This is a genomic window from Methylobacterium sp. 77, from assembly GCF_000372825.1.
In the GTDB taxonomy this organism is placed as follows: Bacteria; Pseudomonadota; Alphaproteobacteria; order Rhizobiales; family Beijerinckiaceae; genus Methylobacterium.
Genome location: NZ_KB910516.1, coordinates 1,208,834 through 1,230,468, shown reverse-complemented (window position 1 = coordinate 1,230,468; position 21,635 = coordinate 1,208,834). Strand labels below are relative to the sequence as shown.

Genomic DNA, 21,635 nt, shown 5'->3' with positions numbered 1-21,635 from the left:
CGGCGATCGCCGAGCAGAGTTGGAGATGACGGCAGACGGGGCAGGACGGGACGGCGGGGCGCGATGGCGCGCCGTTCGTCGAATTGGCTCGCCCCGCCTTTCGGGCGGGGCGAGCCGGGGGATCAGGCGTGGGCCAGGGCGCCGGCGGGGGCCACCGCGGCGTTGGCGAGGTGGTGGCGCTTGAGCATCGGCCGGAGGACGACGATGGCCAGGAAGGCGGCCACGAGATCCATGATCGCCACCGTGTACAGCACCGTCGCCCAGGTGCCCGTGGCCTGCATGATCAGGTTGCCCACCGGGACGAACAGGGCGGCGAAACCCTTGGCGCAGTAGAGCACGCCGTAGATCTTGCCGATGTGCTTGGAGCCGAAGGTGTCGGCGGCCGTGGCGCTGAACAGCGAGTAGACTTCGCCCCAGGCCAGGAACACGATGCCCGAGAGGATGACGAAGGCCCAGGGGTTCGAGCCGAAATAGCCCAGGGCCACGATGCCGATTCCCTCCATCGTGAAGGCGATGAACATCGTCTTCTCGCGCCCGATCCGGTCGGAGACGTAGCCGAAGAGCGGCCGCGAGATGCCGTTCATGATCCGGTCGAGCATCAGCGCGAAGGGCAGGGCCGCCATGGCGAAGAAGTACAGGTTGACCTGGAACTCCTTGACCCCGAGATCCTGCGCGATGACGCCGAGCTGGGCCACCGCCATCAGGCCGCCGGTCACCGTGCAGGTGAACATCAGCAGCATGACGTAGAAGACCGGGGTGCGCAGCGCTTCGCGAAGGGTGTAGTCGCGCCGGGTCTGCAGGACCTTGGTCGAGTAGGTGACCTCGCCCTTGGCCGGGCCACGCAGGCCGATCGAGGCCAGCATGATGATCGCGCCCTGGATCAGGCCGAAGATGAAGAAGGCCTGGGCGTAGCTGCCCTGCGAGATCATGCTGGCGATCGGCAGGATCGTGAGCGCCGAGCCGGCACCGTAGCCGCCCGCCGTCAGGCCGACCGCGAGACCGCGCTTGTCCGGGAACCATTTCAGGGCGTTGTTGATGCAGGTGGCGTAGACGCAGCCCACGCCGATGCCGCCGGCCACGGAGCCGAGATAGAAGCCGCTGAGCGAGGTGGCGTAGGAGTTGATGACCCAGGCGAGGCCGGTCATCAGGCCGCCGAACATCACCACGCGGCTCGGGCCGTACTTGTCGATGAAGTAGCCTTCGATCGGGGTCAGCCAGGTCTGCACCACGACGAAGATGGTGAAGGCGACCTGGATCGCGGCGCGATCCCAGCCGAAGGTCTTCTGGATTTCAGGGACGAACAGCGTCCAGGCGTATTGGATATTCGCCGCCGCGACCATGCAGGCCACGCCGAGGATCAGTTGGAGCCATCGGTTCGAAGTTTGCGCCGCTATGGGCGCGGTCACGGGCGTTGCCATGAGCTTTCTCCCTGATCATGGACATGGATACTTGAAGGCGTGGTGGGGAACGAATCCCGGCGCATCGGCCCCGGCGATTGCGACGCATGATCGTCGCACTCCGTGGCAGCGGCCTGGTATTTAGTATTTGGCATATCAAATGCGCTGGCAAGCACCATAGTGCATGTATTGTACGGAAATCTGCAGTAACTCGCGAGATTCTGCTTCATATTAGCCTACGTATGAGCAGAATTTTTCATCCCACACGATCGCAAAAATTCGTCTTTCGGCGTCGGCCGATGATCCGGCGCGCGGGTCGAGGGGGGGAAGTCATCGAATGTCCGGGATGTCGTCGACTGGCACGGTCAGGCAATGGCCAGATCCCCGTAGGGGCAGGCATGATCTTGCTGCGCAGACCCGAGTATTCGATCTGCATAAATTATAAAATCAAGAGTTTTTGATCTTTACGTCAAAAAAAACAAACACTTGGCCGGTCTTCGCCATCCGACGCGCGGAGCCGGCGAAGGCATCTGCCTCGCCGACCCGTATTTCGAAGAATTCGTGCGAGACGGTCGGACGGATTGCCTCGTCTTCACCCCGGCTTCCGACGGCGGCGGTGCGCGCGCCGGGGCTCCCCGATTCCCGTTCGCCGGTAACTGCGGGGGGCTGGCGGGCCTTCGCTCTACCGGGTCACATGCCCTTGACCGGATAGCTGCGCCCCTTCCACACCGCCGCGCCTGCGCGCCTCGGCGCCAGCAGGACGTTCCACTGGATCGCCAGCGCCACCGCCACGCCGAGCGGGTGGAGGAGGATGGTGATGGCCGGCTCGTCGGTGACGAGGGTGATCGCGGCGCGGGTGCCGAGCGACACGACGAGGGCGGCGAGGGCCACCAACCCCGCGCTGGGTGTCGCGAGGCCGAACGCGGCGGCGAGGACGAGGAGCAGCGGCAGGACGTGGCCGGCGAGCAGCAGCAGCGTCCAGACGGGGAGGGCGCGCGGCGTCGCCATGCCCTCATGGGCGTTCTTCGAGAACCCGGCCCAGGATTCGGCGAAGCTCGTGTACATCCGGCAGGTGGCGAGCGCGTGCCCGGCCACGAGGTCGGTGCGATGTCCGGCATGGCGCAGGATGCGCGGCAGGAACACGCCGTCATGCAGGCGTCCCCGGATGGCGCCGTGTCCGCCGGTCCGGCCATAGACGGAGCGATCGACGAGGACGAGCTGGCCGCAGGCGGCGCCGAGGGCGGGGCGGAGCGAGGCGCGCATCATCGGCACGGGCAGGTAGCCGACGAGGAGGAAGTTGATCATCGGCACGGTGAGCCGCTCGCCGACGCTACCCATGATCTGGCGCGGCACCGCGCTCACCAGGGCGGCCCCCGAGGCGCGGGCATGGGCGACGAGCCCGGACGCCGTGCCGGGCGAGAGGGTGACGTCGGCGTCGAGGAAGAGGAGATGGCCGCCCCTCGCCTCCCCGGCGAGGGCGGCGCAGGCATGGTTCTTCCCCGTCCAGCCCTCGGGCAGGGCGGGCACGGAGACGAGGCGGACCCGTGGATCGGCCTCCGCCAGGGCGCGGACGATGGCGGCCGTGGCGTCGGTGGAATGGTCGTCGCCCACCAGCACCTCCACGGCGATGCCGGTGCTCGCCAGCGCCGCTCGGACCGTGGCCGCGATGCTGCCCTCCTCGTTGCGGGCGGGGATCAGGATCGAGACCAATCCGTCCTGCGCGGCCTCCGGCTCGGGCGTGCGCAGGGCAATGAGGTTCGCGCAGGCCAGGAAGGCGGGAAGGAGGGCGAAGGCGAGGGCGACGAGCGCCAGGGCGAGGGTCACGGTGTCCTGTCTCCCTCGGAGCGATGGGCCGGGTCGAAGCGGCGGCCGGTGAGGACGGCCCGCATCCGGCGCCAGCCGTCGTAGATCCCGCCGACACCCTTGCCGCCGGCGGTCAGAATGGTGAAGCGCCCGGGCTCGCGGGCGATCACGTCGGCGGAGAGCCGGTCGAGGGTCGCGGTCAGGTCGGCCTCCATCCGCGCCAACCGTTCGGGCCGGGGCAGGGCGAGGAGATCGGCGCCCCGCACCGGCGTGCCGAACGCGGCGAAGGCCTCGGCGCCGCGCTCCTCCCAGAAGGCGTAATCCAGGGCCAGCGGCACGAACAGGGCGTCGGGCGCGATCTCGGGCAGCCGCGCGACGCCCCCGCGCAGGTCGAGCGGCCGGGTACGGACGTCGACGAAGCGCCCCTGCGCCGTGATCCAGAGCATCTGTCCGGGCGCGCCGAGGATGGCGCGGGACTGCCTGAGGAACTGCGCCGCGCCGCGGGCCGAGGCGAGGTCCACGGCAAACGCGCCGATGCGCGAGAACACCGCGTATTTCGCGAGGGCCTCCGCCTCGAACGGGGCGTGGCTCGTCCGGTCGGGAAACAGGCGGCCGGCCAGCAGGATCACCACCGCCGCATCCCACCAGGCCGGGTGGTTGAGCGTGACGACGATGGGGCCGGAATGCCCGGCGACGTCCGGAACGCCCCAGCGGGCGAGCCGGAGCGCGTTCATGTGCCGACGCAGGAAGCGGTCGAAATACGCGACCATGAACCGCCAGATCAGCGGCGAATGGCGCGGGGCCGGGGAAGCCGGCGGGCTCACGCGCTCTGCCGCACCTCGCCACGGGTGTCCCCGCCCTGCCGGGTGTCGGAATCGTGGGCGTCGGCGGCGATCCAGCCGGACATCATCACCATCGGCATGCCGGGGCCGGGATGGGCCGCGCCGCCGGCCAGGTACAGCCCGCGCACCTGCCGCGAGCGGTTGCCCGGCTTGAACGCGCCCATGAACTTGCCGTGCGAGGCGAGGCCGTAGATCGCGCCGTTCAGGACCTTGTAGCGGTCGTGGATGTCCTGCGGGGTGAGGTGACGCTCGACGACGATGCGCTCTTCGAGATCGGGCATGTGGCCGGTGCGCTTGAGCTTGTCGAGGATGACCTGGCGGTAGGCCGGGAACATCGTCCGCCAGTCGTGGTGCGGCCGGAGATAGGGTGTGTGGACGAGGACGTAGAGCGCCTCGCCCCCCTCGGGCGCCACCGACGGGTCGGTGGAGGAGGGGGCGGCGAGATAGGCGGTCGGGTCCGGGGCGGGCTCGCCCTTGTGGTAGATGTAGTCGAACTCCTCCTCGGGATCGCGCGAGAAGACGAAATCGTGGTGGTTCAGGTGCTCGTAGCGCTTGTTCAGACCGAGATAGAGCACCACGCCCGAACAGGCCGGCTCGAAGCTCTTCTTCTCGTAGGCCTTGCCGACATCCCCGCCGACGAGTTCGCGGTAGGTCCGCACCGAATCCATATTCGAGATCACCGCGTCGAACGGGGTGATGCCGGACACGGTCCGCACGCCCTTGACCGTGCCCTTCTCGATGGCGAGGCCGGTGACCTCCTCGTTCGGTCGCAGGGTCGCGCCGAGCTCGCCGGCGAGTTTCGTCAGCGCCTCCGCCACGGCGCGGGTGCCGCCCATCGGGTACCAGACCCCCTCGGCCGTCTGCATATGGGCGATGGCGCAGAGCACGGCCGGCGCGCCGTAGGGGGACGAGCCGACATATTGCACGAAATGGTCGAGCATCTGCGCGAGGCGGGCATCCTTCACCTTCGAGCGGATGGTGCCGGCCACCGAGGTCCCCATGCGCAGGGACAGCACGTCCCGCAGGGTGCCGGGATTCATGTTGGCGCGGATGTTGATCGTGTCGAACAGGTCCTCCACCGGCTTCCAGAAGAAGAACTTGTTCGAGACGTCGTGCAGGTGCTCGGAAATCTCGAGGAATTTCTTGTAGCCTTCGCCGGCCCCGGTATTGGGCGCGAAGCGCTCCATATCGGCGGCCATGGTCGGCACGTCGGCCATCAGGTCGAGACGGGTGTCGTCGTCGAAGAAGCAGCGCCATTGCGGGTCGAGGCGGCGAAGGTCGAGGTAGTCGTGGATGTCGCGCCCGGCCTCCTGGAAGATCCGCTCCAGCACCTTCGGCACGGTGAGGATGGTCGGACCCATGTCGAAGCGGAAACCGCCCTCGTGCAACACCGCCGCCTTGCCGCCGAGCCAGTCGTTCTTGTCGTAGACCGTCACCGCGTGGCCGCGCGCCGCGCTGACGCAGGCCGCCGCGAGACCGCCCAACCCTGCACCGACCACGGCGACCGAAGACCCGACCCGCATGTTCATCGTCACTCCCCGGGCACGGCCGATGCCGCGCCTCGGAGGTGAAGCTAGACCGGATCGCCCGGGGGTCAACGCGCTAACCGGTCGCGCCGGCACAGTTCTTCCCGGTTTTAGGAAACGGGGAGACCGCGATGGTTCCCTCCGGGTCGATGCCGAGAACGCGGTCGGTCGGGTCGGGCAGCGTTTCGAGGCGATCGAGCGCCCGTGCGAAACGATCGGATCGGGGGCGGGGATGGCCGGACCATCATGCGGCGGTCGCGAAGCGGGTCCGCTCACACCACCCGGCGCGCCACCAGCCCCACCGCCGCCACCAGCCCCAGGGCCGCGATCGTGATCATCACGCCCCAGGCCGGCAGGGCCGCCGCCCAGCCTTCGCCCAGAGCGGTCTGATAGGCCTCGATCGCCCAGGCGTTGGGGGTGAGCCAGCCGGCCTGCTGCAGCCAGGGCGGCATCAGGAAGCGGGGCACCATGCTGCCGCCCACGGCCGAGAGCAGGAGCACGCCGAAGGTGGAGGCGAGATGCGCCTGCTGGCGGGTGTTGGCGGCGGCGCAGGCCGCGAGCGCCAGCCCCGCGGCCATGGCCGAGACGAGGAGCGAGGTCACGATCCAGGCCGGCCAGTGCGGGCCGATCTCCACTCCGTAGATCAGGGCGGCGGCGGCGAAGATCAGGCCGGCCTGGACGATGCCCTGGATCACCAGGAACAGGAATTTGCCCAGCACCACCACGGCCAGCCCGCCGGGGCCGGCCATGAGCCGGTCGGCGAGGCCGGATTGCCGCTCCTCGACGAGAGACATCGCCCCCTGCATGGCGGCGAACAGCAGGAACACGGCGGTGATGGCGCCGGCGTAATAGCTCACCCGCTCGTTGGTGCGGCCCGAGGCGGTGCTCCGGCGCTCCACCAGGGAGGCGAAGGAGAACGGCTCCTTTCGGGCGCGCTGCTCGGCGAAGGCCGAGGTGAGGAAGGCGCGCTCGTCCGGCCCGATCTTGCCCGAGCGCTCGACGTCGGCGACGATCCGGGCGAGCACCACGTCGGGCAGGGCCTCGTTGAGGACGCGCTGCAACTGGCCGAGGGCGATCGGGGTGGCGAGCGCCCTCGCCGGGTTCTCGATCAGCACCACCGGCTGGCCGGCCTCCGGCGGGGCTCCGGTGGCCGGCGCGTCGAGATCGCCGCGCAGGACCAGGGCGACGTCGACCTCGCCGCGGCGGACCGCGCTCGTCGCCCCGGCGAGGTCGGTCGCGCTCAGGCGCTCGATGCGCAGGGACGGGTCGGCCTCCAGGGCCGCCATCAGCCGCTCGGTGGTCGCGGTGCGGGCGAGATCCGCAAGGCCCAGATGGATGCGGATGCGGTCGCCGATGGCGCCGGAGAAGATCGCGGCGAAGATCATGAAGATCACGGTCGGCAGGACGAAGGCCATGACCAGGGCGGCACGGTCGCGCCGCAGGCTGATCAGCATCACCCGGAAGGCGGCGGCGATCATGGCATGGCCCCGATCCGGCGGAGGTCGATCGGCCGGTCCGGCTCGGCGCGGTCCAGGGCCTCGCGGTAGATCGCCTCCAGGCCCGGCGCGCGGATGCGGATCTCGGCCACCGGCACGCCCTCCATCCTCAGGGTGCCGAGGAGCGCGGTTCCGTCGAGCCCCGCCCTGTGCGTGGCACGCCAGGTCAGGCCGGTATCGACCGGCGAGAACCCCGCCCGGCGCAGGGCCGCCTCGGCCGCGGGATCGGCGGGGCTCGCCAGCGCCACCTCGTGCTCGGGCACCTCCGCGCGGATGCGTTCCAGCAGGGCGGCGAGGCGGCCTTCATGGACGAGCCGCCCATCCGCCAGGATGGCGACCCGGTCGGCGAGGCGCTCGGCCTCGGCGAAATCGTGGGTGGCGATGAGGATGGCGGCCCCTTGCGCCCGCAGCCGCGCGAGCACCGCATGGATCGCGGCGCGGGCGTGCAGGTCCACCCCTTGCGTCGGCTCGTCGAGGAGGACGAGGCGCGGCCGCGCCATCAGGCTCGCGGCGATGTTGGCCCGGCGCTGGTAGCCGCCGGACAGATGGCCGACCGGGCGCCGCGCCACCTCGCCGAGATCGGCCAGATCCAGGGCGGCCTGCACCGCCGCCTTGCGCTCGCGCCGGCCGATTCCCGAGAGCTGGGCGAAGACCGAGAGGTTCTCGGCCACGGTGAGGCGGGGATAGAGGGCGATCTCCTGCGGCACCCAGCCGATGGCGCGCCGCGCCTCGCGCTCGCGGAACGGGTCGGCGCCGGCGATCCGCACGGTGCCGCTCTCCGGCGGCAAGCGTCCGGCCACGAGGCGCATGAGCGAGCTCTTGCCGGCGCCGTTGGGCCCGAGCAGCGCCAGGGTCTCGCCCGCCTCGATCCGGCAATCGATGCCTCGGAGCACGCGATGCCCGCGATAGGCGAGGGTGGCGCCCCGGATCGCGACCAGGGGCTCGCGTCCCGGATTCATCGGCGGCGGCGTCAGCGGGGTGGCAGGGCGCGGGTGAGGCGCACCCGCAAGGCGATGCCGGGCTCGCGCAGGACGAACCGCGCGCGCGCGAAATCCGGCCGGGCGCGTCCCATCTCGCCGGAAAAGCCATAGGGTTCGAGCGGCAGGCCGAGGCCGGTACGGTCGAGGCGGCGGTTGCCGTTGAGATCCTGGTAGGCCGCCACCGCATAGGCACCGGGTTCGATCCCGGTGAGGACCACCCGCTGGCTCCGGCCTGTGGCGGGAACGTCCTGGCCGTTGCGGCACTCGGCCTCCGACAGGCCGCCCTGGCACAGGGCGACGTAGACCGTGCCGGCGCCCGGCTCGATCCCGTCCACCACCACCTCGACGGTGGCCGCCCGCGCGGGGCCGAGGCCCAGGCCGAGGATCAGCGCCAGGCCGGTCGCGAAAAAACGCCTCACGAAGCCTCGCCCGACGTGGCGAGCGGCTGGGTGGTGGGGATGCCGGCGGCCTCCGCATTCACGCGCCCGGCGGAGAGCTCCTCGATCAGCAGGCGGGCGGTGATGCGCGCGCCCTCGTAGATCACCGGCAGGCCCGAACCCGGATGGGTGCCGCCGCCGACGAGGTAGAGCCCCGGCCCGAAGCGGTTGTGCGGGCGGAAATACAGCATCTGCATCAGGTCGTGGGCGAGGTTGAAGGTGGCGCCCTCGTGCACGAAGAAATCGTCGCGCCACTGCGTCGGGTCGACGATGCGCTCGTAGCGGATGCGGTCCTCGATATCGTCGAGCCCGAGCAGCTTCAGCCGGTCGAGGACGAGGCGGCGGTAGCTCTCGCGGGTGGCGGGCCAGTCGATCCCGGATCTCAGGTTCGGCACCGGCACCAGGACGTAGAGACTGGTATGGCCGGCCGGCGCCATGCCGCCATCGGTGTAGCCCGCGTGCTGGACGTAGAGCGAGGGCTGCATCGGCAGAGTGCCCTCGGTGATCTCGCGGATGTTGCGGGCGTATTCCTCCGACAGGAAGATGGTGTGGTGGCCCAGAGCCGCCGGCACCGTCCCTTCGATGCCGAGATACATCATGAAGGTCGAGCAGGAGAGGCGGGCCTTGTCGATCTTGGCGTCGCGCCAGCGCGGGCGATGACTCTGCGGCACCAGATCCTGGATGACCTTGGCGAAATCGCCGTTGATGACCACGGCGTCGGCCTTCAGGGTCTCGGCCCCGCAGACCACGCCGGTGGCCTTCTTGCCCTCGAAGATCACCCGGTCGACCGACGTGTCGAGGCGGATGTCCACGCCCATGCGGCGGGCGAGGCCGGCCATCGCCTCCGACACCGCGCCGCAGCCGCCGACGGGATGGTAGACCCCGTGCTCGTATTCGAGGAACGACAGGATCGTGAACAGGCTCGGGCACCGGAACGGCGACATGCCGAGGTATTTGGTCTGGAACGCGAAGGCGAGGCGGACCCGCGGGTCCTTGAAGTAGCGCTGAAGGTCCTTGTCGACGCTGCGGCCGGGATGGAGATAGGGCAGGGCCGCGAGCATCGCCGGCGAGGCCATGGCCCGCAGGGTGTGGAAGGCCTGTTCCAAAACCGGCTTGAAGAATTTCAGCTTGACCCGATTGTCGGCGAAGAACTTCCTGACGTTCTTGGCGTCATCCGGGGCGATGCGGGCGATCTCCGCCTCGAGGCGGTCCATGTCGCCGGTGGCGCGGATCTCGCCCGAGACCCCGTTCCGGCCCTCCGCGTCCTTGCCCTCGAAGACGAGATGGTATTGCGGGTCGAGCCGCTCCAGCTTGACGTGATCCTCGAGTCTCTCGCCGCATGTCTCGAAGATGTCGGCGAGGATCTGCGGATAGAGGAAGAAGGTCGGGCCGATGTCGAAGCGGTAGCCGCCGGGCGCCTCCACCGTCTTGGTCCGGCCGCCGACGGCCGGGTCCTTCTCGACGATCGTGACGTGGATGCCGGCGCGAGCGAGGAGCAGCGCCGTGGCCAATCCTCCGGGACCGGCGCCGACGACGATGACGCGGCGTCCGGACAAGGTCCGCATGCCATCCCGTGACTGAAGCAACGCGTTCAACTCCCTCGGCGACAGGCCCCGTGCGAAGGGGGGTCCCTCCGAAAGGAGGGCGCCTGCCGCAAGGGGTATCGATATTCACTCCAAGCTCAAGGTCGCCGCGTCGAAAATCTCCTCCGCACCGGCCTAGCTTGCCGCCTAATCTCGACCGGCATCACGGACGGGACAATGGGTGCGGATTGTCGCGTGCCTGCATCGCCAGGTGGTGCATCGCCAAGTGGTGCAGCGCCAGGGCCCCCGCCGTGGCCACGTTCAGCGAATCGAATCCCGGTGCCATGGGGATCCGCACGGTGCGCGTCCGCGCCATCAGGCCGTGCGACAGGCCCGGCCCCTCGGTGCCGAGCAGCAGCAGCGTGCGCGGCAGGGGCGGCAGGTCGGCGAGCACTTCCTCCCCGCGCGGGCTGAAGGCGAGGGGAACGAGGTCGTTCGCCCGGGCACAATGCAGCATGGCCTCCGCCTCCATCCGCGCGAACGGCACGATCAGCGCCGCGCCGGCCGAGACGCGGATCGCCTTGCGGTAGAGCGGGTCGCAGGTGGCCGGGTCGAGGAGCACGCCGTCGGCGCCGAACGCGGCGGCGTTGCGGAACAGGCCTCCGACATTGTCGTGGTTGGTCAGGCCGACGAGGCCGACCACCAGGGCGGGGGCCGGGGACGGCGGAAGGGCGAAGGGGACCTGCGCTCCGCGCAAGCCCACCGCCATTACGCCCCGGTGGATCGGGAAGCCGGCGATGGCGCTCATCACCGCCTTCGAGGCCGTGTAGACCGGCACCGAGGCGGGCAGGGCGGCGATCGCGTCGGCGAGGGGCGCCACGCGCTCATGACTGAGAAGCAGCGATTCCGGACGGAACCGCGCCATCTCCGAGAGCAGCACCCGCAGGGTCACCTCCCCCTCCACGATGAAGCGGCCCTCGCGCCCGATCAGGTCGCGCTCCCGCATGGCGGCATAGGCCGCGATGCGGGAATCGGAGGGGTCGTCGATGGGGATGGGCGGCATGCGGACGGAAGGCAGGGAATCGCGGGACGCGGGCATGGCCTCTCTCGCTGATGGAGAGAGGGCGTGATCGCCGCTCACGCCCCCGTGGGACGCCCGCCCATGCGCACCGCCAGCGGGTCGGCCTCTTCCTTGGTCGGCACCTTGACCAGGGCTTCGCCGTCGAGGACGACTTCTCCCGCCACCGAGCAGGTGCATTTCAGTCGGGCGCGGCGGCGCTCGGGGACGAGCTCGGCCACTTCCACGGTCACCTGGACGGTGTCGCCGATGCGCACGGGCGCGCGAAAGTTCAGGGTCTGGCTGATGTAGATGGCGCCGGGGCCGGGCAGCCGGGTGCCTAGCACGGCCGAGATCAGCCCGGCGGTGTAGAGGCCATGGGCGATGCGGGTGCCGAAGGGGGTGCGCGCCGCGAAGTGCTCGGACAGGTGGATCGGATTGCGGTCGCCGGTGATCTCGGCGAAGCCGACCACGTCGGAGGAGGCGATGACCTTGTTCAAGGTTTCGGACAGCCCGACTTCGAGATCCTCGAAATACAGGACGCGCAGCTCTGGCATCATCGGTCGGTCTCCCCCCGGTCTCACGTCGTACTCGCGGGACATGGTCCCGCATCCGACGTGTCGCGTCGCACAAGCGCTGCTGCAAATCCAGCGCAAGGACACCGAAAATCGTGGCTCGACAGGCCTGTCGTCGTCGGTCCAAGAGGCAAAGACTGTTTCGAGAGCCGATCCCGAGAGCCGATGAACGACGCGTCCGCACCGGCGATTCCCACCACCCTGCGCCCGGTCGTCCTCCGGGTGGCGGGGCTGAACCTCGCCTATTTCACCGTCGAGATCGCCGTGGCGGTGTCGATCGGCTCCCTCGCGCTCATCGCCGACAGCCTGGATTTCCTGGAGGATGCGGCCCTCAACCTGCTGATCTTCGCCGGGATCGGCTGGAGCCTGCGCAACCGGGCCCGGCTCGGCATGGCGCTGGCCGGCATCCTGCTGCTGCCCGCTTTGGCCACCGCCTATGCCGCCTGGGAGAAGCTCTCGGACATGGCGCCCCCCGCCCCCCTGCCGCTGACGCTGGCCGGCCTCGGCGCCCTCGCCGTGAACCTCCTCTGCGCCACCATGCTGGCGCGCCACCGCGAGGGCGGGGGAAGCCTGACCCGCGCGGCCTACCTCTCGGCCCGCAACGACGCCTTCGCCAACCTCGCCATCATCGGCGCCGGCCTCGTCACCGCGCTGACGCTCTCGCCCTGGCCCGATCTCGTGGTGGCGGCCGGTATCGCCGTGCTCAACGCCGATTCGGCGGTGGACATCCTCAAGGCCGCCCGCGCCGAATGGCGCGCGGCCCATCCCGCTTCATGATGACCCGCCATCCGACGATTTCGCCGCTTGCCGGAGCGCGACCGTGCCGGGGCGCGGCATCGCCAACACGATGAGACCCTCAACGATGCGCCTGTTCCCGATCTCCGACCTGCATCTCGAGCGCCGGCGTCCGGAGACGATCGCGCGGCCGGCCGCGGCGTTCGACGTGCTGGTCTGTCCCGGCGACCTCTACGAAGGCCGGCCCGAACTCGGCCTCGCCGCCCTGCGGGAGATCGCGCAGGGCCGCCCCATCGTGCTCGTGCCGGGGAACCACGAGCATTATGCGCCGACCGGCGATGCCCGCACCGCGCCCGAACTGATCGCCGCGCTGGAGGCCGAGGTGGCGCGGGTCAATTCCTCGGGGGAGTGCGGCCCGGTCCACCTCCTCAACCATGGGCAAAGCGTCGTCCTCGACGGCATCCGCTTCGTCGGCACGACCCTGTGGAGCGACTGGTCGCTCGCCGGCCGCTGGCTCGACGAGACCGTCGCCGACCGCCCGGACGATCCCGTCGCCTTCGCCGCCGCGCGGATGACCGACCCGGTGACCGGGTCGCGCGAGTTCCGCGGCTCGATCCGCAACGGCGACGGCACGGTCTGGTCGCCGGCCGATGCGATGGCGGCGCATCTGGCGCAGAAGGCCGAGCTCGCCGCCGCCCTGGCGGTGCCGCATCCCGGCGCCACGGTGGTGGTGACCCATCATCCGGCGAGCCCGCTGGCGGCCGACGCCTTCCGAACCGTGCCCGGCGTGCCCTGGTGGGTGCCGGCCTTCTACGCCACCACCGCCCTCGACGACCTCCCCGAGGCGAGCCGCCCCGAACTCTGGATCTCCGGCCATTTCCACGCCGGCCACGACCTGCGGGTCGGCCGCACCCGCTGGATCGCCAACCCGGTGGAGGGCGCGACCTATTCGGCCGAGCGGTTCGTCGAGCTGGGATGAGGGTTCGGTGGCATCGCAGACCCGCATCCACGGTCGGCGCTTCGGAAGCGAGGCTCCGCCGCCGTCCGTGAAACAGGGCCGTTTTCGCGCACGAGACGGAAGCGCTCCCGCGAAACCGAACGCCTCCGCCCTACGTAAGGGCCGAGGGGCGCGGCCCCGCCTCGCATTGGAGCCCTTCATGAACACCTTCATCGCCGTCGTGCTCGTCTGCGCCAACGCGATCCCGATCGAATCCTGCTCGGACGACAAGGCGAGCGAGGTGCGCAAGGTCCGCGTCTCGAACGAGCTCGGCTGCACCAACGGCTGGCAGGAGATCATCTCCCGCACCGATCTGAGCGAGGAGATCGGCAAGACCGCCTATCTCAAGACCGAGTGCCGGAGGGTGAAGGAGCCGCAGTGATTCCTACTTGTCGTATTTGATGTAGGCGAAGCGCGCGTCTGTGGGCGTGCCTTCGAGGCCCTGCCCTTCCGTGCCCGGCTGCCAGCCGACGACCTCCTCGATCTTCCTGGCCAGCGCGAAATCCTTGTCGGTGATGCCCTTGGCGGCGTGGTTCATCAGCCGCACCTCGACCCAGGCATAGGAGGCGGTGAGGTCCGGATGGTGCCAGGCGGCTTCCGCGAGGTGGCCCACCGTGTTGATGACCATCAGCGTGCTCTTCCAGCTCGCCGTCTTGTAGGTCCGCCGGATCCAGCCCCCCTCGTAGGTCCAGGCCGGCAGCTCGGCGGCCAGGCGCTCCGCGATGGTGGCGTCGTCGATGACGTCTTCGCGCGATCCGGCCATGGCCTGCACTCCCGTTCAATGGTGATGATGTCGTGGTGGCGATATGGGGCGCCCCTGCATCGGACCCTGCCCCGAGCGGCGGGTCCGGGCAAGATCGCGCGGGCAGGTTTCCCGTCGTCGCGTGAATCCGCGCCCGGCGGGCACTGGACCGCAGGGGCGATCGGTGGACGGCAGGGATGGGAGACCCTATGAAATAAGAATAATGGCCGAACGGTCCCAGCCATGGGGCCGGAAAGCGGCTCGATCCGGCCCCATATCCGGTCCCAGGGAGACGATGCTCATGCTGTCACGGCGCGGATTGCTCGCGACGGCGGCGCTCTGGCCGATGGCGGGTACGGTCATGGCCGGCGCGGTCGTGCCGGCCGCGGCCGCAGCGGCGACCGTGCGCGTCGGCAGCCTGCCCTTCGGCACCGTGTCCTGGGAGGCGGCCGTCATCAAGGCGCGCGGCCTCGACACCGCCAACGGCTTCACCCTCGACGTGGTCAAGCTCGCCGGCAACGATGCCGCGCGGATCGCCTTCCTCGGCGGTCAGGTCGATACCATCCTCGGCGACCTGATCTGGGCGGCGCGCCTCGGCAACGAGGGCAGGGCGATGCGATTCATCCCCTATTCCACCACCGAAGGCTCACTGATGGTGCCGCCCGGCAGCGCCATCGGCGGCCTCAAGGATCTCGTCGGCAAGCGCCTCGGCATCGCCGGCGGCCCCCTCGACAAGAACTGGCTCCTGCTCAAGGCCCAGGCCAAGGATGCCGCCGGGATCGATCTCGAATCGCAGGCCCAGATCGCCTACGGCGCGCCGCCGCTCCTGGCGCTCAAGCTGGAACAGGGCGAGCTCGACGCCGCCTTGCTCTACTGGACCTACTGCGCCCGGCTCGAGCCCAAGGGCTTCCGCCGCCTCATCGGCTCCGACGACATCATGCGGGCCTTCGGGGCCACCGGCTCCATCGCCCTCCTCGGCTACCTGTTCGAGGGCAGCACGGTCTCGGGCAAGGCCGAGGCGATCGCCGGCTTCGCCCGTGCCTCGCGGACCGCCAAGGAGCTGCTCGCCACCGACCCCACAGCCTGGGACGTGGTGCGGCCGCTGATGTCGGCCGAGGACGAGGCGACCTTCGACGCCCTGAAGCGCGATTTCCTCGCCGGCATCCCGCGCCGGGCGATCGCCACGGAACGCGGAGACGGCGAGCGCCTGTTCGGCGTGCTGGCCAAGCTCGGCGGCGAGCGCCTGGTGGGAGTGGGAACGACTCTGCCCGCCGGCCTGTATTTCGACGGGGCCGGAAACGGTTGAGCCTCGCCCGCGTCTCCCATCGGCACGGCGACCGGTGATCCGGCGCGGCTCCAACGCCATGGGATTGGCGACCCGGCTCGTCTCCGTGCTGCTGCTGCTGGCGGCCTGGCAGGTGGCGGCGGGCCTGGCGGGATCGCGGCTGCTGCCGGCCCCGCTGGCGATCCTCGACTTCATCGTCAGCGAATCCGCCAGCGGCGACCTCTGGCGCAATGTCGGCATCACCCTCACGCGGGTGGGCGTGTCCTTCTTCATCGCCATGGGACTCGGCGTGCTGCTCGGCATCGCGCTGGGGCGGCTGAAGGGCCTGAACCTCGCCCTCGACACGCCGCTCCTCATCCTGCTCAACACGCCCGCCCTCGTCATCACGGTGCTGGCCTACATCTGGGTCGGCCTCAACGAAGGGGCCGCGGTGCTGGCGGTGGTGCTCAACAAGCTGCCCAACGTGGCGGTGATCGTGCGCGAGGGCGCGCGCGGCCTCGATCCGGGCCTGGAAGAGATGGCGCGCACCTACCGGTTCGACCGCCGCACCTGGATCGCCCACGTGCTGGTGCCGCAGCTCCAACCCTTCGTGGTGGCCGCGGCCCGGTCCGGCCTCTCGCTGGCCTGGAAGATCGTGCTGGTGATCGAGCTGCTCGGACGGCCGAACGGCGTCGGGTTCGCCATCAACTTCTACTTCGTCCAGAGCCTGAACGTCGCGGCCATCATCGGCTACAGCGTCGTCTTCATGAGTGTGATGATCGCCATCGACATCCTGATCCTCCAGCGTCTCGAAGCCCATGTCCGACGCTGGCGCTGAGATGACCGACGCATTGTCCGTCTCCATCCGCAGCAAGGTCTACGGGGCCGGCGGCCCGGAGCCGGTGGAGGCGGTGCGCGACCTCTCCTTCGCCGTCCGCCGCTCGGAGATCGCCTGCCTCATCGGCCCTTCGGGCGCCGGCAAGACCACCACCCTGCGCATCCTGCTGGGACTCGACGCCGCCTTTGACGGTACGGTCTCGCCGGATCCGGGCGAGGCCGGGATCGCCATGGTCTTCCAGGAGCCTCGCCTCCTGCCCTGGCGCACGGTCGAGCAGAATGTCCGTCTCGGCCTGCCCCGCCCCGAGCGGGGGCGCGACCTCGACGCCCTGTTCGAGTCCCTCGGGCTGACGCCGTGGCGCGGCCGCTACCCGGGCAAGCTCTCCCTAGGCATGGCGCGTCGCGTGGCCCTGGCCCGCGCGCTCGCCCTTCGCCCCCGCATCCTCGTCCTCGACGAGCCCTTCGTTTCCCTCGACGACACCGCCGCCGCCGCCCTGCGAGAGATCGTGGTGGAGGCCGTGGGACGCGAGGGGATGGGCGTGCTCATGGTGACCCACAACGTCGCCGAGGCCATCGAGATCGCGGATCGTCTGCTGCTCGTCTCGGCGCGTCCGGCGAGCCTGCTCGCCGATGTTGCGCTCGACCGGCCGAGGGGGGGACGAGACCGGGCCTGGGCCGAGGCGACCCGAAAGGATCTCGCGAATCGCTTTCCGGGCGTGATCGCCGCCTGAAAAGCCCCCTCCGGCAGCGGCAAAGGGCATAATTTCGCGGACGCGACATTATGCACATGGGTACGAGGCCCATGTTCCGACAGCGGACCACTGCGTAGCCGTGCGGCGAGACAACGCAGCGCTTGATCGAATCGTGCCCAATCGAAGCCGCCGGCCCGTTCCGACGGCGTAATACTTATGATGCAAGATTGCATTATAATGCTGTGTTGGGCGGCTCCAATTTGTCGCTGAACCGGACGGATTGATCGTTCTTTCGAACGTCGCCTGCCTATTCGTAGAGGGTCTGGCATATCAAGGCGCTCGCATGCGTGGCGCGCATAGAAAGGCTTGAGAGTTCCAAAAGCTTTTGTCTTCGGAATTTTGAATTTTGCAGCGCAACATTTCTATGTGCGACCGCTAACGAAATGGGCCGGCGAAGACATTCGTTCACCAGGACTTGATGGACCCCGGTCTCAAGCCTGCTCAATCGAGTTGACGCAGCCGCGATTTTTCTTAGAGTTCATTCAAGCTTCGGTTCCGAGGGGCGCCGCAAAGGGGTAGCGGCGACCGGGATAGGAGGCGGTGGTTTGGGCGAGAATATCGCGAGAACAACTGCCGACGAGACCCTATCGAAGTGATCTATCCCTGTCGCAAACAACAGGTCGCACAAAGGGCGCAGGTCATACTGCTTTCCAGCTGTGTAAAGACTTGTCGGAGGAATGCATGAGAGCGGTCCATCTTCTCGCACTCGGCGCTGGTCTGGTGGCTTCGGCCCCCGCCTTCGCCAATGACGACGTCCTGAAGCGCACGGCCGATCCGGCCCAGCAGGTTCTTCAGACGGTCGACTACGCCAACACGCGCTATTCGAAGCTCGACCAGATCAACGCCAGCAACGTGAAGCAGCTGCAGGTTGCCTGGACGTTCTCGACGGGCGTTCTTCGCGGCCACGAGGGTTCGCCTCTCGTCGTCGGCAACATGATGTACGTCCACACCCCCTTCCCGAACATCGTCTACGCCCTCGACCTCGACAAGGACGGCGTGATCGTCTGGAAGTACGAGCCCAAGCAGGACCCGTCGGTGATCCCGGTGATGTGCTGTGACACGGTGAACCGTGGCCTGGCCTATGCCGACGGCGCGATCATCCTGCACCAGGCCGACACGACCGTCGTCTCGCTCGACGCGAAGTCGGGCAAGGTGAACTGGTCCGTGGTGAACGGCGACCCCAAGAAGGGCGAGACCAACACCGCGACGGTTCTTCCGGTGAAGGACAAGATCATCGTCGGCATCTCGGGCGGCGAGTTCGGCGTGCAGTGCCACGTCACCGCCTACGACGCCAAGTCGGGCAAGAAGGTGTGGCGCGGCTACTCCATCGGCACCGACGAGCAGATGATCATGGATGGCGAGAAGACGACGTCTCTCGGCAAGCCGGTCGGCAAGGACTCCTCGCTGAAGACCTGGGAAGGCGATCAGTGGAAGACGGGCGGCGGCTGCACCTGGGGCTGGTTCTCCTACGATCCCAAGCTCGACCTGATGTATTACGGTTCGGGCAACCCCTCGACCTGGAACCCCAAGCAGCGTCCGGGCGACAACAAGTGGTCGATGACCATCTGGGCGCGTAACCCCGACACGGGTGCGGCCAAGTGGGTCTACCAGATGACCCCGCACGACGAGTGGGATTACGACGGCATCAACGAGATGATCCTCACGGATCAGAAGGTTGACGGCAAGGATCGTCCGCTCCTCACCCACTTCGACCGTAACGGCTTCGGCTACACCCTCGATCGCGCCACCGGCGAGCTCCTGGTCGCCGAGAAGTTCGATCCGGTGGTGAACTGGGCCTCCAAGGTCGACATGGACAAGGGCTCCAAGAACTACGGTCGCCCGCTGGTCCAGGCCAAGTACTCCACCGAGCAGAACGGTGAAGATACCAACTCCAAGGGTATCTGCCCCGCGGCCCTCGGCACCAAGGACCAGCAGCCTGCTGCGTTCTCGCCGAAGACCAACCTGTTCTACGTGCCCACCAACCACGTCTGCATGGACTACGAGCCGTTCCGGGTGTCCTACACCCCGGGTCAGCCCTACGTCGGTGCGACCCTCGCGATGTACCCCGCTCCGAACAGCCATGGCGGCATGGGTAACTTCATCGCTTGGGACGGCGTCGCAGGTAAGATCAAGTGGTCGAACGCCGAGCAGTTCTCGGTCTGGTCGGGCGCTCTCGCCACCGCCGGTGACGTGGTCTTCTACGGTACCCTCGAGGGCTACCTGAAGGCTGTCGATGCCAAGTCGGGTAAGGAACTCTACAAGTTCAAGACCCCGTCGGGCATCATCGGTAACGTGATGACCTACAGCCACAAGGGCAAGCAGTTCGTCGGCATCCTGTCGGGTGTCGGTGGCTGGGCCGGCATCGGCCTCGCGGCCGGCCTGACCGACCCGAACGCCGGTCTCGGCGCGGTGGGTGGTTACGCTGCCCTCTCGAACTACACCAACCTCGGTGGTCAGCTGACCGTCTTCGCTCTGCCGAACTAATCGGTCGCACGAAGCCTAGGTAGTTAGGGTGCCGGCGCGGGTTTCCGCGCCGGCATCTTTATGATTAGATCGTTATTAAGAACACTTCGACCGTTGCCCGCATGAGGTCGACGATCGCTCCAGGGAGAAACGTCGTTGCAGTACGAAAGCAAAGCCGCCATCCGTCCGCTTGTGGCCGCCCTCGTCTTGGCCCTTGCCTCCACCGTTGCCGTCCGGGCGGAAGACGCCAAGCCTGCTGCCGATCCTGCAGTGGCCAATCAGCTCGACCCGAATGCTCCTGAAAAGGACGCCAAGCTGATCGACAAGTATCAGGCGGTGAAGGTCGAAGACGGCAAGTATTTCGACAAGGATGGCGCCCCGACCTACCACATCACCAATGACGGGAAGAAGTTCGACTGGTATGCCTATTCCGGCTACCGCCGCTATCACGCCGAATGCCACGTCTGCCACGGCCCCGACGCCATGGGATCGACCTACGCGCCCGCTCTCAAGGACTCGCTCAAGCGCATCTCCTACGAGGAGTTCATCGGCATCATCGCCGGCGGCAAGCAGGACATCAGCTCGAGCGGCACCAACGTGATGCCCGCCTTCGGCGATAACAAGAACGTCATGTGCTACGCCGACGATCTCTACACCTATCTGAAGGCCCGTGCCTCCGGTGCGATGCCGCGCGTGCGCCCGACCGACAAGGAAGAGAAGCCCGAAGGGGCCAAGAAGTCCGAGAAGGAATGCCTGGGCGGCTGATGGCTCGCTCCGGTTCCTTCACCACGACGCTGTGCGCGCTCCTGCTGATCTCGGCAGGGGCGCGCCCCGCTTTGTCGCAATCGCTCCCCGATCTCGTCACCACGGACGTCCTGCGCGTCTGCGGAGATCCCGGCAACATGCCGTTCTCCGAGCGCAAGGAAGACGGGTTCGAGAACAAGATCGCCGCGATCATCGCCGATGAGCTGAAGGTCAAGGTCCGCTATTACTGGCTGACCCAAGGGCCCGGCTTCGTCCGCAACACCCTCGGCACCGGTCTGTGCGACATCATCATCGGCTCGGCCGCCGGCGGCGACCTCGTCCAGCACTCGAACCCCTATTACCGCTCGGCTTATACGCTGGTCACCCGGCAGGGCGAGTTCGACGGCGTGACCCGGATCGACGATCCCAGGCTCAAGGGCAAGGCGATCGGCGTCATCGGCGGCACGCCCCCGGTGAACCGGATGGGGGAGGTCGGCCTCGTCAGCACGATGAAGGCCTACGCGCCCTACCAGCTCGATCCGGCGCGCAAGCACCAGACCGTCTCGGCCGAAATCATCGCGGATCTCGCCGAGAAGCGCATCGACGCCGCGATCCTGTGGGGACCCGCCGCCGGCTGGCTCGCCAAGCAGAGCGGCGTGCCGATGAGCGTCGTGCCGCTGTTGCAGGAGCCTGACCGTCCCCCGCTCACCTTCCGCATCGCGCTCGGCGTGCGGATGGAGGAGAACGACTGGAAGCGCAGCCTCAATACGATCCTGCGCAAGCGCAAGGCCGATATCGAGAAGGTCCTCCGGGATTTCGACGTCCCGCTGCTCGAGGACGAGGGCAATACGCTGCTGGAGCCGTCGGCGCGTTAGGCGTGACGGCGAGTCGGGGACGAGCGGAGAGGGCGATGGGGCGACGACGGATCGGTCTCATCGTCGCGGCCCTCTTCGCAGCCGCCGCGATCGGCATCGTCGCCGTCGATCGCGCCCAGATCGGCCGCGTCGCCCCCGATCTCGTCGCCGAGACCGAGCGGGCCGACCGCGTCCTCGTGGAGAAATCCGCCCGGCGCCTGACCCTGCTGCGCGAGGGGCGCGTATTGGCGACCTATCCGGTCTCCCTCGGGTTCTCCCCCATCGGCCACAAGCAGCGGGAAGGGGACGGGCGCACGCCGGAGGGGCTCTACGCCATCGCCTACCGCAACCCTCTCAGCGTGGCCCATCTCTCCCTGAAAGTGTCCTACCCGAACGAGGCCGACGCGCGATCGGCCCGCGACGGCGGCTACGAGCCGGGCGGCGACATCATGATCCACGGGATCATGAACGGCTTCTCCTGGCTCGGCACCCTGCACCGGCTGAGGGACTGGACCAGCGGCTGCGTCGGTGTCGCCAATGGCGAGATGGACGACATCTACGCGCGGGTCGATGTGGGCACCCCGGTGGAGCTTCGCCCCTGAGGGGCCGAC

General features: G+C 68.6%; 21 protein-coding genes. 10 read left to right on the top strand and 11 right to left on the bottom strand.

Annotated features, from left to right (window positions below; translation table 11 throughout):
- Window positions 1-122: 122 nt before the first annotated feature.
- The 10 genes from oxlT to croR all read right to left on the bottom strand — a co-directional run bounded on the left by oxlT (window position 123) and on the right by croR (window position 11,621).
- A complete protein-coding gene (oxlT, locus tag A3OK_RS0105760; protein WP_026596977.1) occupies window positions 123-1,418 on the bottom strand; it encodes an oxalate/formate MFS antiporter in 1,296 nt (431 codons plus the stop codon).
- A 669-nt stretch (window positions 1,419-2,087) separates the two neighbouring features.
- Window positions 2,088-3,221: a glycosyltransferase family 2 protein gene (locus tag A3OK_RS0105755; RefSeq protein WP_019903988.1), complete on the bottom strand. Its 1,134-nt coding sequence runs from the start codon at window positions 3,219-3,221 to the stop codon at window positions 2,088-2,090.
- A complete protein-coding gene (locus A3OK_RS0105750) occupies window positions 3,218-3,970 on the bottom strand; it encodes a lysophospholipid acyltransferase family protein (RefSeq protein ID WP_051092971.1) in 753 nt (250 codons plus the stop codon). Before A3OK_RS0105750 ends, A3OK_RS0105755 begins: the two co-directional genes overlap by 4 nt.
- Before the next feature lie 50 nt (window positions 3,971-4,020).
- Window positions 4,021-5,565 (bottom strand): phytoene desaturase family protein, encoded by a 1,545-nt coding sequence (gene crtI, locus A3OK_RS0105745; protein WP_026596976.1) that lies wholly within the window; start codon window positions 5,563-5,565, stop codon window positions 4,021-4,023.
- A 275-nt stretch (window positions 5,566-5,840) separates the two neighbouring features.
- Window positions 5,841-7,046 carry an ABC transporter permease gene (locus A3OK_RS0105740; RefSeq protein WP_019903985.1) on the bottom strand — a complete coding sequence of 402 codons (1,206 nt, stop codon included), beginning with the start codon at window positions 7,044-7,046 and terminating at the stop codon, window positions 5,841-5,843.
- Complete coding sequence (locus A3OK_RS0105735) at window positions 7,043-8,023, bottom strand: ABC transporter ATP-binding protein (protein ID WP_019903984.1); 981 nt, start codon at window positions 8,021-8,023, stop codon at window positions 7,043-7,045. Before A3OK_RS0105735 ends, A3OK_RS0105740 begins: the two co-directional genes overlap by 4 nt.
- An 11-nt stretch (window positions 8,024-8,034) precedes the next feature.
- Window positions 8,035-8,463 carry a DUF2141 domain-containing protein gene (locus tag A3OK_RS0105730; RefSeq protein ID WP_019903983.1) on the bottom strand — a complete coding sequence of 143 codons (429 nt, stop codon included), beginning with the start codon at window positions 8,461-8,463 and terminating at the stop codon, window positions 8,035-8,037.
- Window positions 8,460-10,067, bottom strand: coding sequence for a phytoene desaturase family protein (gene crtI / locus A3OK_RS0105725; protein WP_026596975.1), 1,608 nt, complete (start codon window positions 10,065-10,067; stop codon window positions 8,460-8,462). Before crtI (A3OK_RS0105725) ends, A3OK_RS0105730 begins: the two co-directional genes overlap by 4 nt.
- Window positions 10,068-10,227: 160 nt before the next feature.
- Window positions 10,228-11,067 (bottom strand): RNA methyltransferase, encoded by an 840-nt coding sequence (locus tag A3OK_RS0105720; RefSeq protein WP_051092970.1) that lies wholly within the window; start codon window positions 11,065-11,067, stop codon window positions 10,228-10,230.
- Between the two features lie 74 nt (window positions 11,068-11,141).
- A complete protein-coding gene (croR, locus tag A3OK_RS0105715; protein ID WP_019903980.1) occupies window positions 11,142-11,621 on the bottom strand; it encodes a 3-hydroxybutyryl-CoA dehydratase in 480 nt (159 codons plus the stop codon).
- A gap of 180 nt (window positions 11,622-11,801) precedes the next feature.
- Here croR and A3OK_RS0105710 point away from each other — a divergent pair, with 180 nt between their 5' ends.
- The 3 genes from A3OK_RS0105710 to A3OK_RS0105700 all read left to right on the top strand — a co-directional run bounded on the left by A3OK_RS0105710 (window position 11,802) and on the right by A3OK_RS0105700 (window position 13,750).
- Window positions 11,802-12,413: a cation transporter gene (locus tag A3OK_RS0105710; protein ID WP_019903979.1), complete on the top strand. Its 612-nt coding sequence runs from the start codon at window positions 11,802-11,804 to the stop codon at window positions 12,411-12,413.
- Window positions 12,414-12,498: 85 nt separating this feature from the next.
- Entirely contained in the window at window positions 12,499-13,350 is an 852-nt protein-coding gene (locus A3OK_RS0105705) for a metallophosphoesterase (protein ID WP_019903978.1), read from the top strand.
- A gap of 178 nt (window positions 13,351-13,528) precedes the next feature.
- A complete protein-coding gene (locus A3OK_RS0105700) occupies window positions 13,529-13,750 on the top strand; it encodes a hypothetical protein (RefSeq protein ID WP_019903977.1) in 222 nt (73 codons plus the stop codon).
- A 3-nt stretch (window positions 13,751-13,753) separates the two neighbouring features.
- Here A3OK_RS0105700 and A3OK_RS0105695 read toward each other — a convergent pair whose 3' ends face one another.
- Window positions 13,754-14,131 (bottom strand): 4a-hydroxytetrahydrobiopterin dehydratase, encoded by a 378-nt coding sequence (locus tag A3OK_RS0105695; protein ID WP_019903976.1) that lies wholly within the window; start codon window positions 14,129-14,131, stop codon window positions 13,754-13,756.
- 280 nt (window positions 14,132-14,411) lie between these two features.
- Between A3OK_RS0105695 and A3OK_RS0105690 the strand changes: the two genes are divergently transcribed.
- The 7 genes from A3OK_RS0105690 to A3OK_RS0105660 all read left to right on the top strand — a co-directional run bounded on the left by A3OK_RS0105690 (window position 14,412) and on the right by A3OK_RS0105660 (window position 21,626).
- A complete protein-coding gene (locus tag A3OK_RS0105690; protein WP_026596973.1) occupies window positions 14,412-15,416 on the top strand; it encodes an ABC transporter substrate-binding protein in 1,005 nt (334 codons plus the stop codon).
- Window positions 15,417-15,474: 58 nt separating this feature from the next.
- On the top strand, window positions 15,475-16,212 hold the full coding sequence (locus A3OK_RS0105685) for an ABC transporter permease subunit (RefSeq protein WP_026596972.1): 738 nt from the start codon (window positions 15,475-15,477) through the stop codon (window positions 16,210-16,212).
- The gene (locus A3OK_RS0105680; protein ID WP_019903973.1) at window positions 16,193-16,942 is read left to right on the top strand and encodes an ATP-binding cassette domain-containing protein; all 750 of its coding nucleotides are present in this window, start codon (window positions 16,193-16,195) and stop codon (window positions 16,940-16,942) included. The genes A3OK_RS0105685 and A3OK_RS0105680 overlap by 20 nt, the downstream gene beginning before the upstream one ends.
- Before the next feature lie 702 nt (window positions 16,943-17,644).
- Window positions 17,645-19,447, top strand: coding sequence for a lanthanide-dependent methanol dehydrogenase XoxF1 (xoxF1, locus tag A3OK_RS0105675; protein ID WP_019903972.1), 1,803 nt, complete (start codon window positions 17,645-17,647; stop codon window positions 19,445-19,447).
- Window positions 19,448-19,582: 135 nt separating this feature from the next.
- Window positions 19,583-20,191, top strand: coding sequence for a c-type cytochrome, methanol metabolism-related (locus tag A3OK_RS0105670; RefSeq protein WP_026596971.1), 609 nt, complete (start codon window positions 19,583-19,585; stop codon window positions 20,189-20,191).
- Window positions 20,191-21,045: a rare earth element methanol dehydrogenase accessory protein XoxJ gene (gene xoxJ / locus A3OK_RS0105665; protein ID WP_019903970.1), complete on the top strand. Its 855-nt coding sequence runs from the start codon at window positions 20,191-20,193 to the stop codon at window positions 21,043-21,045. The genes A3OK_RS0105670 and xoxJ overlap by 1 nt, the downstream gene beginning before the upstream one ends.
- A 35-nt stretch (window positions 21,046-21,080) precedes the next feature.
- Window positions 21,081-21,626, top strand: a complete 546-nt coding sequence (locus A3OK_RS0105660) for a L,D-transpeptidase family protein (protein WP_019903969.1) — start codon at window positions 21,081-21,083, stop codon at window positions 21,624-21,626.
- Window positions 21,627-21,635 lie beyond the last annotated feature (9 nt).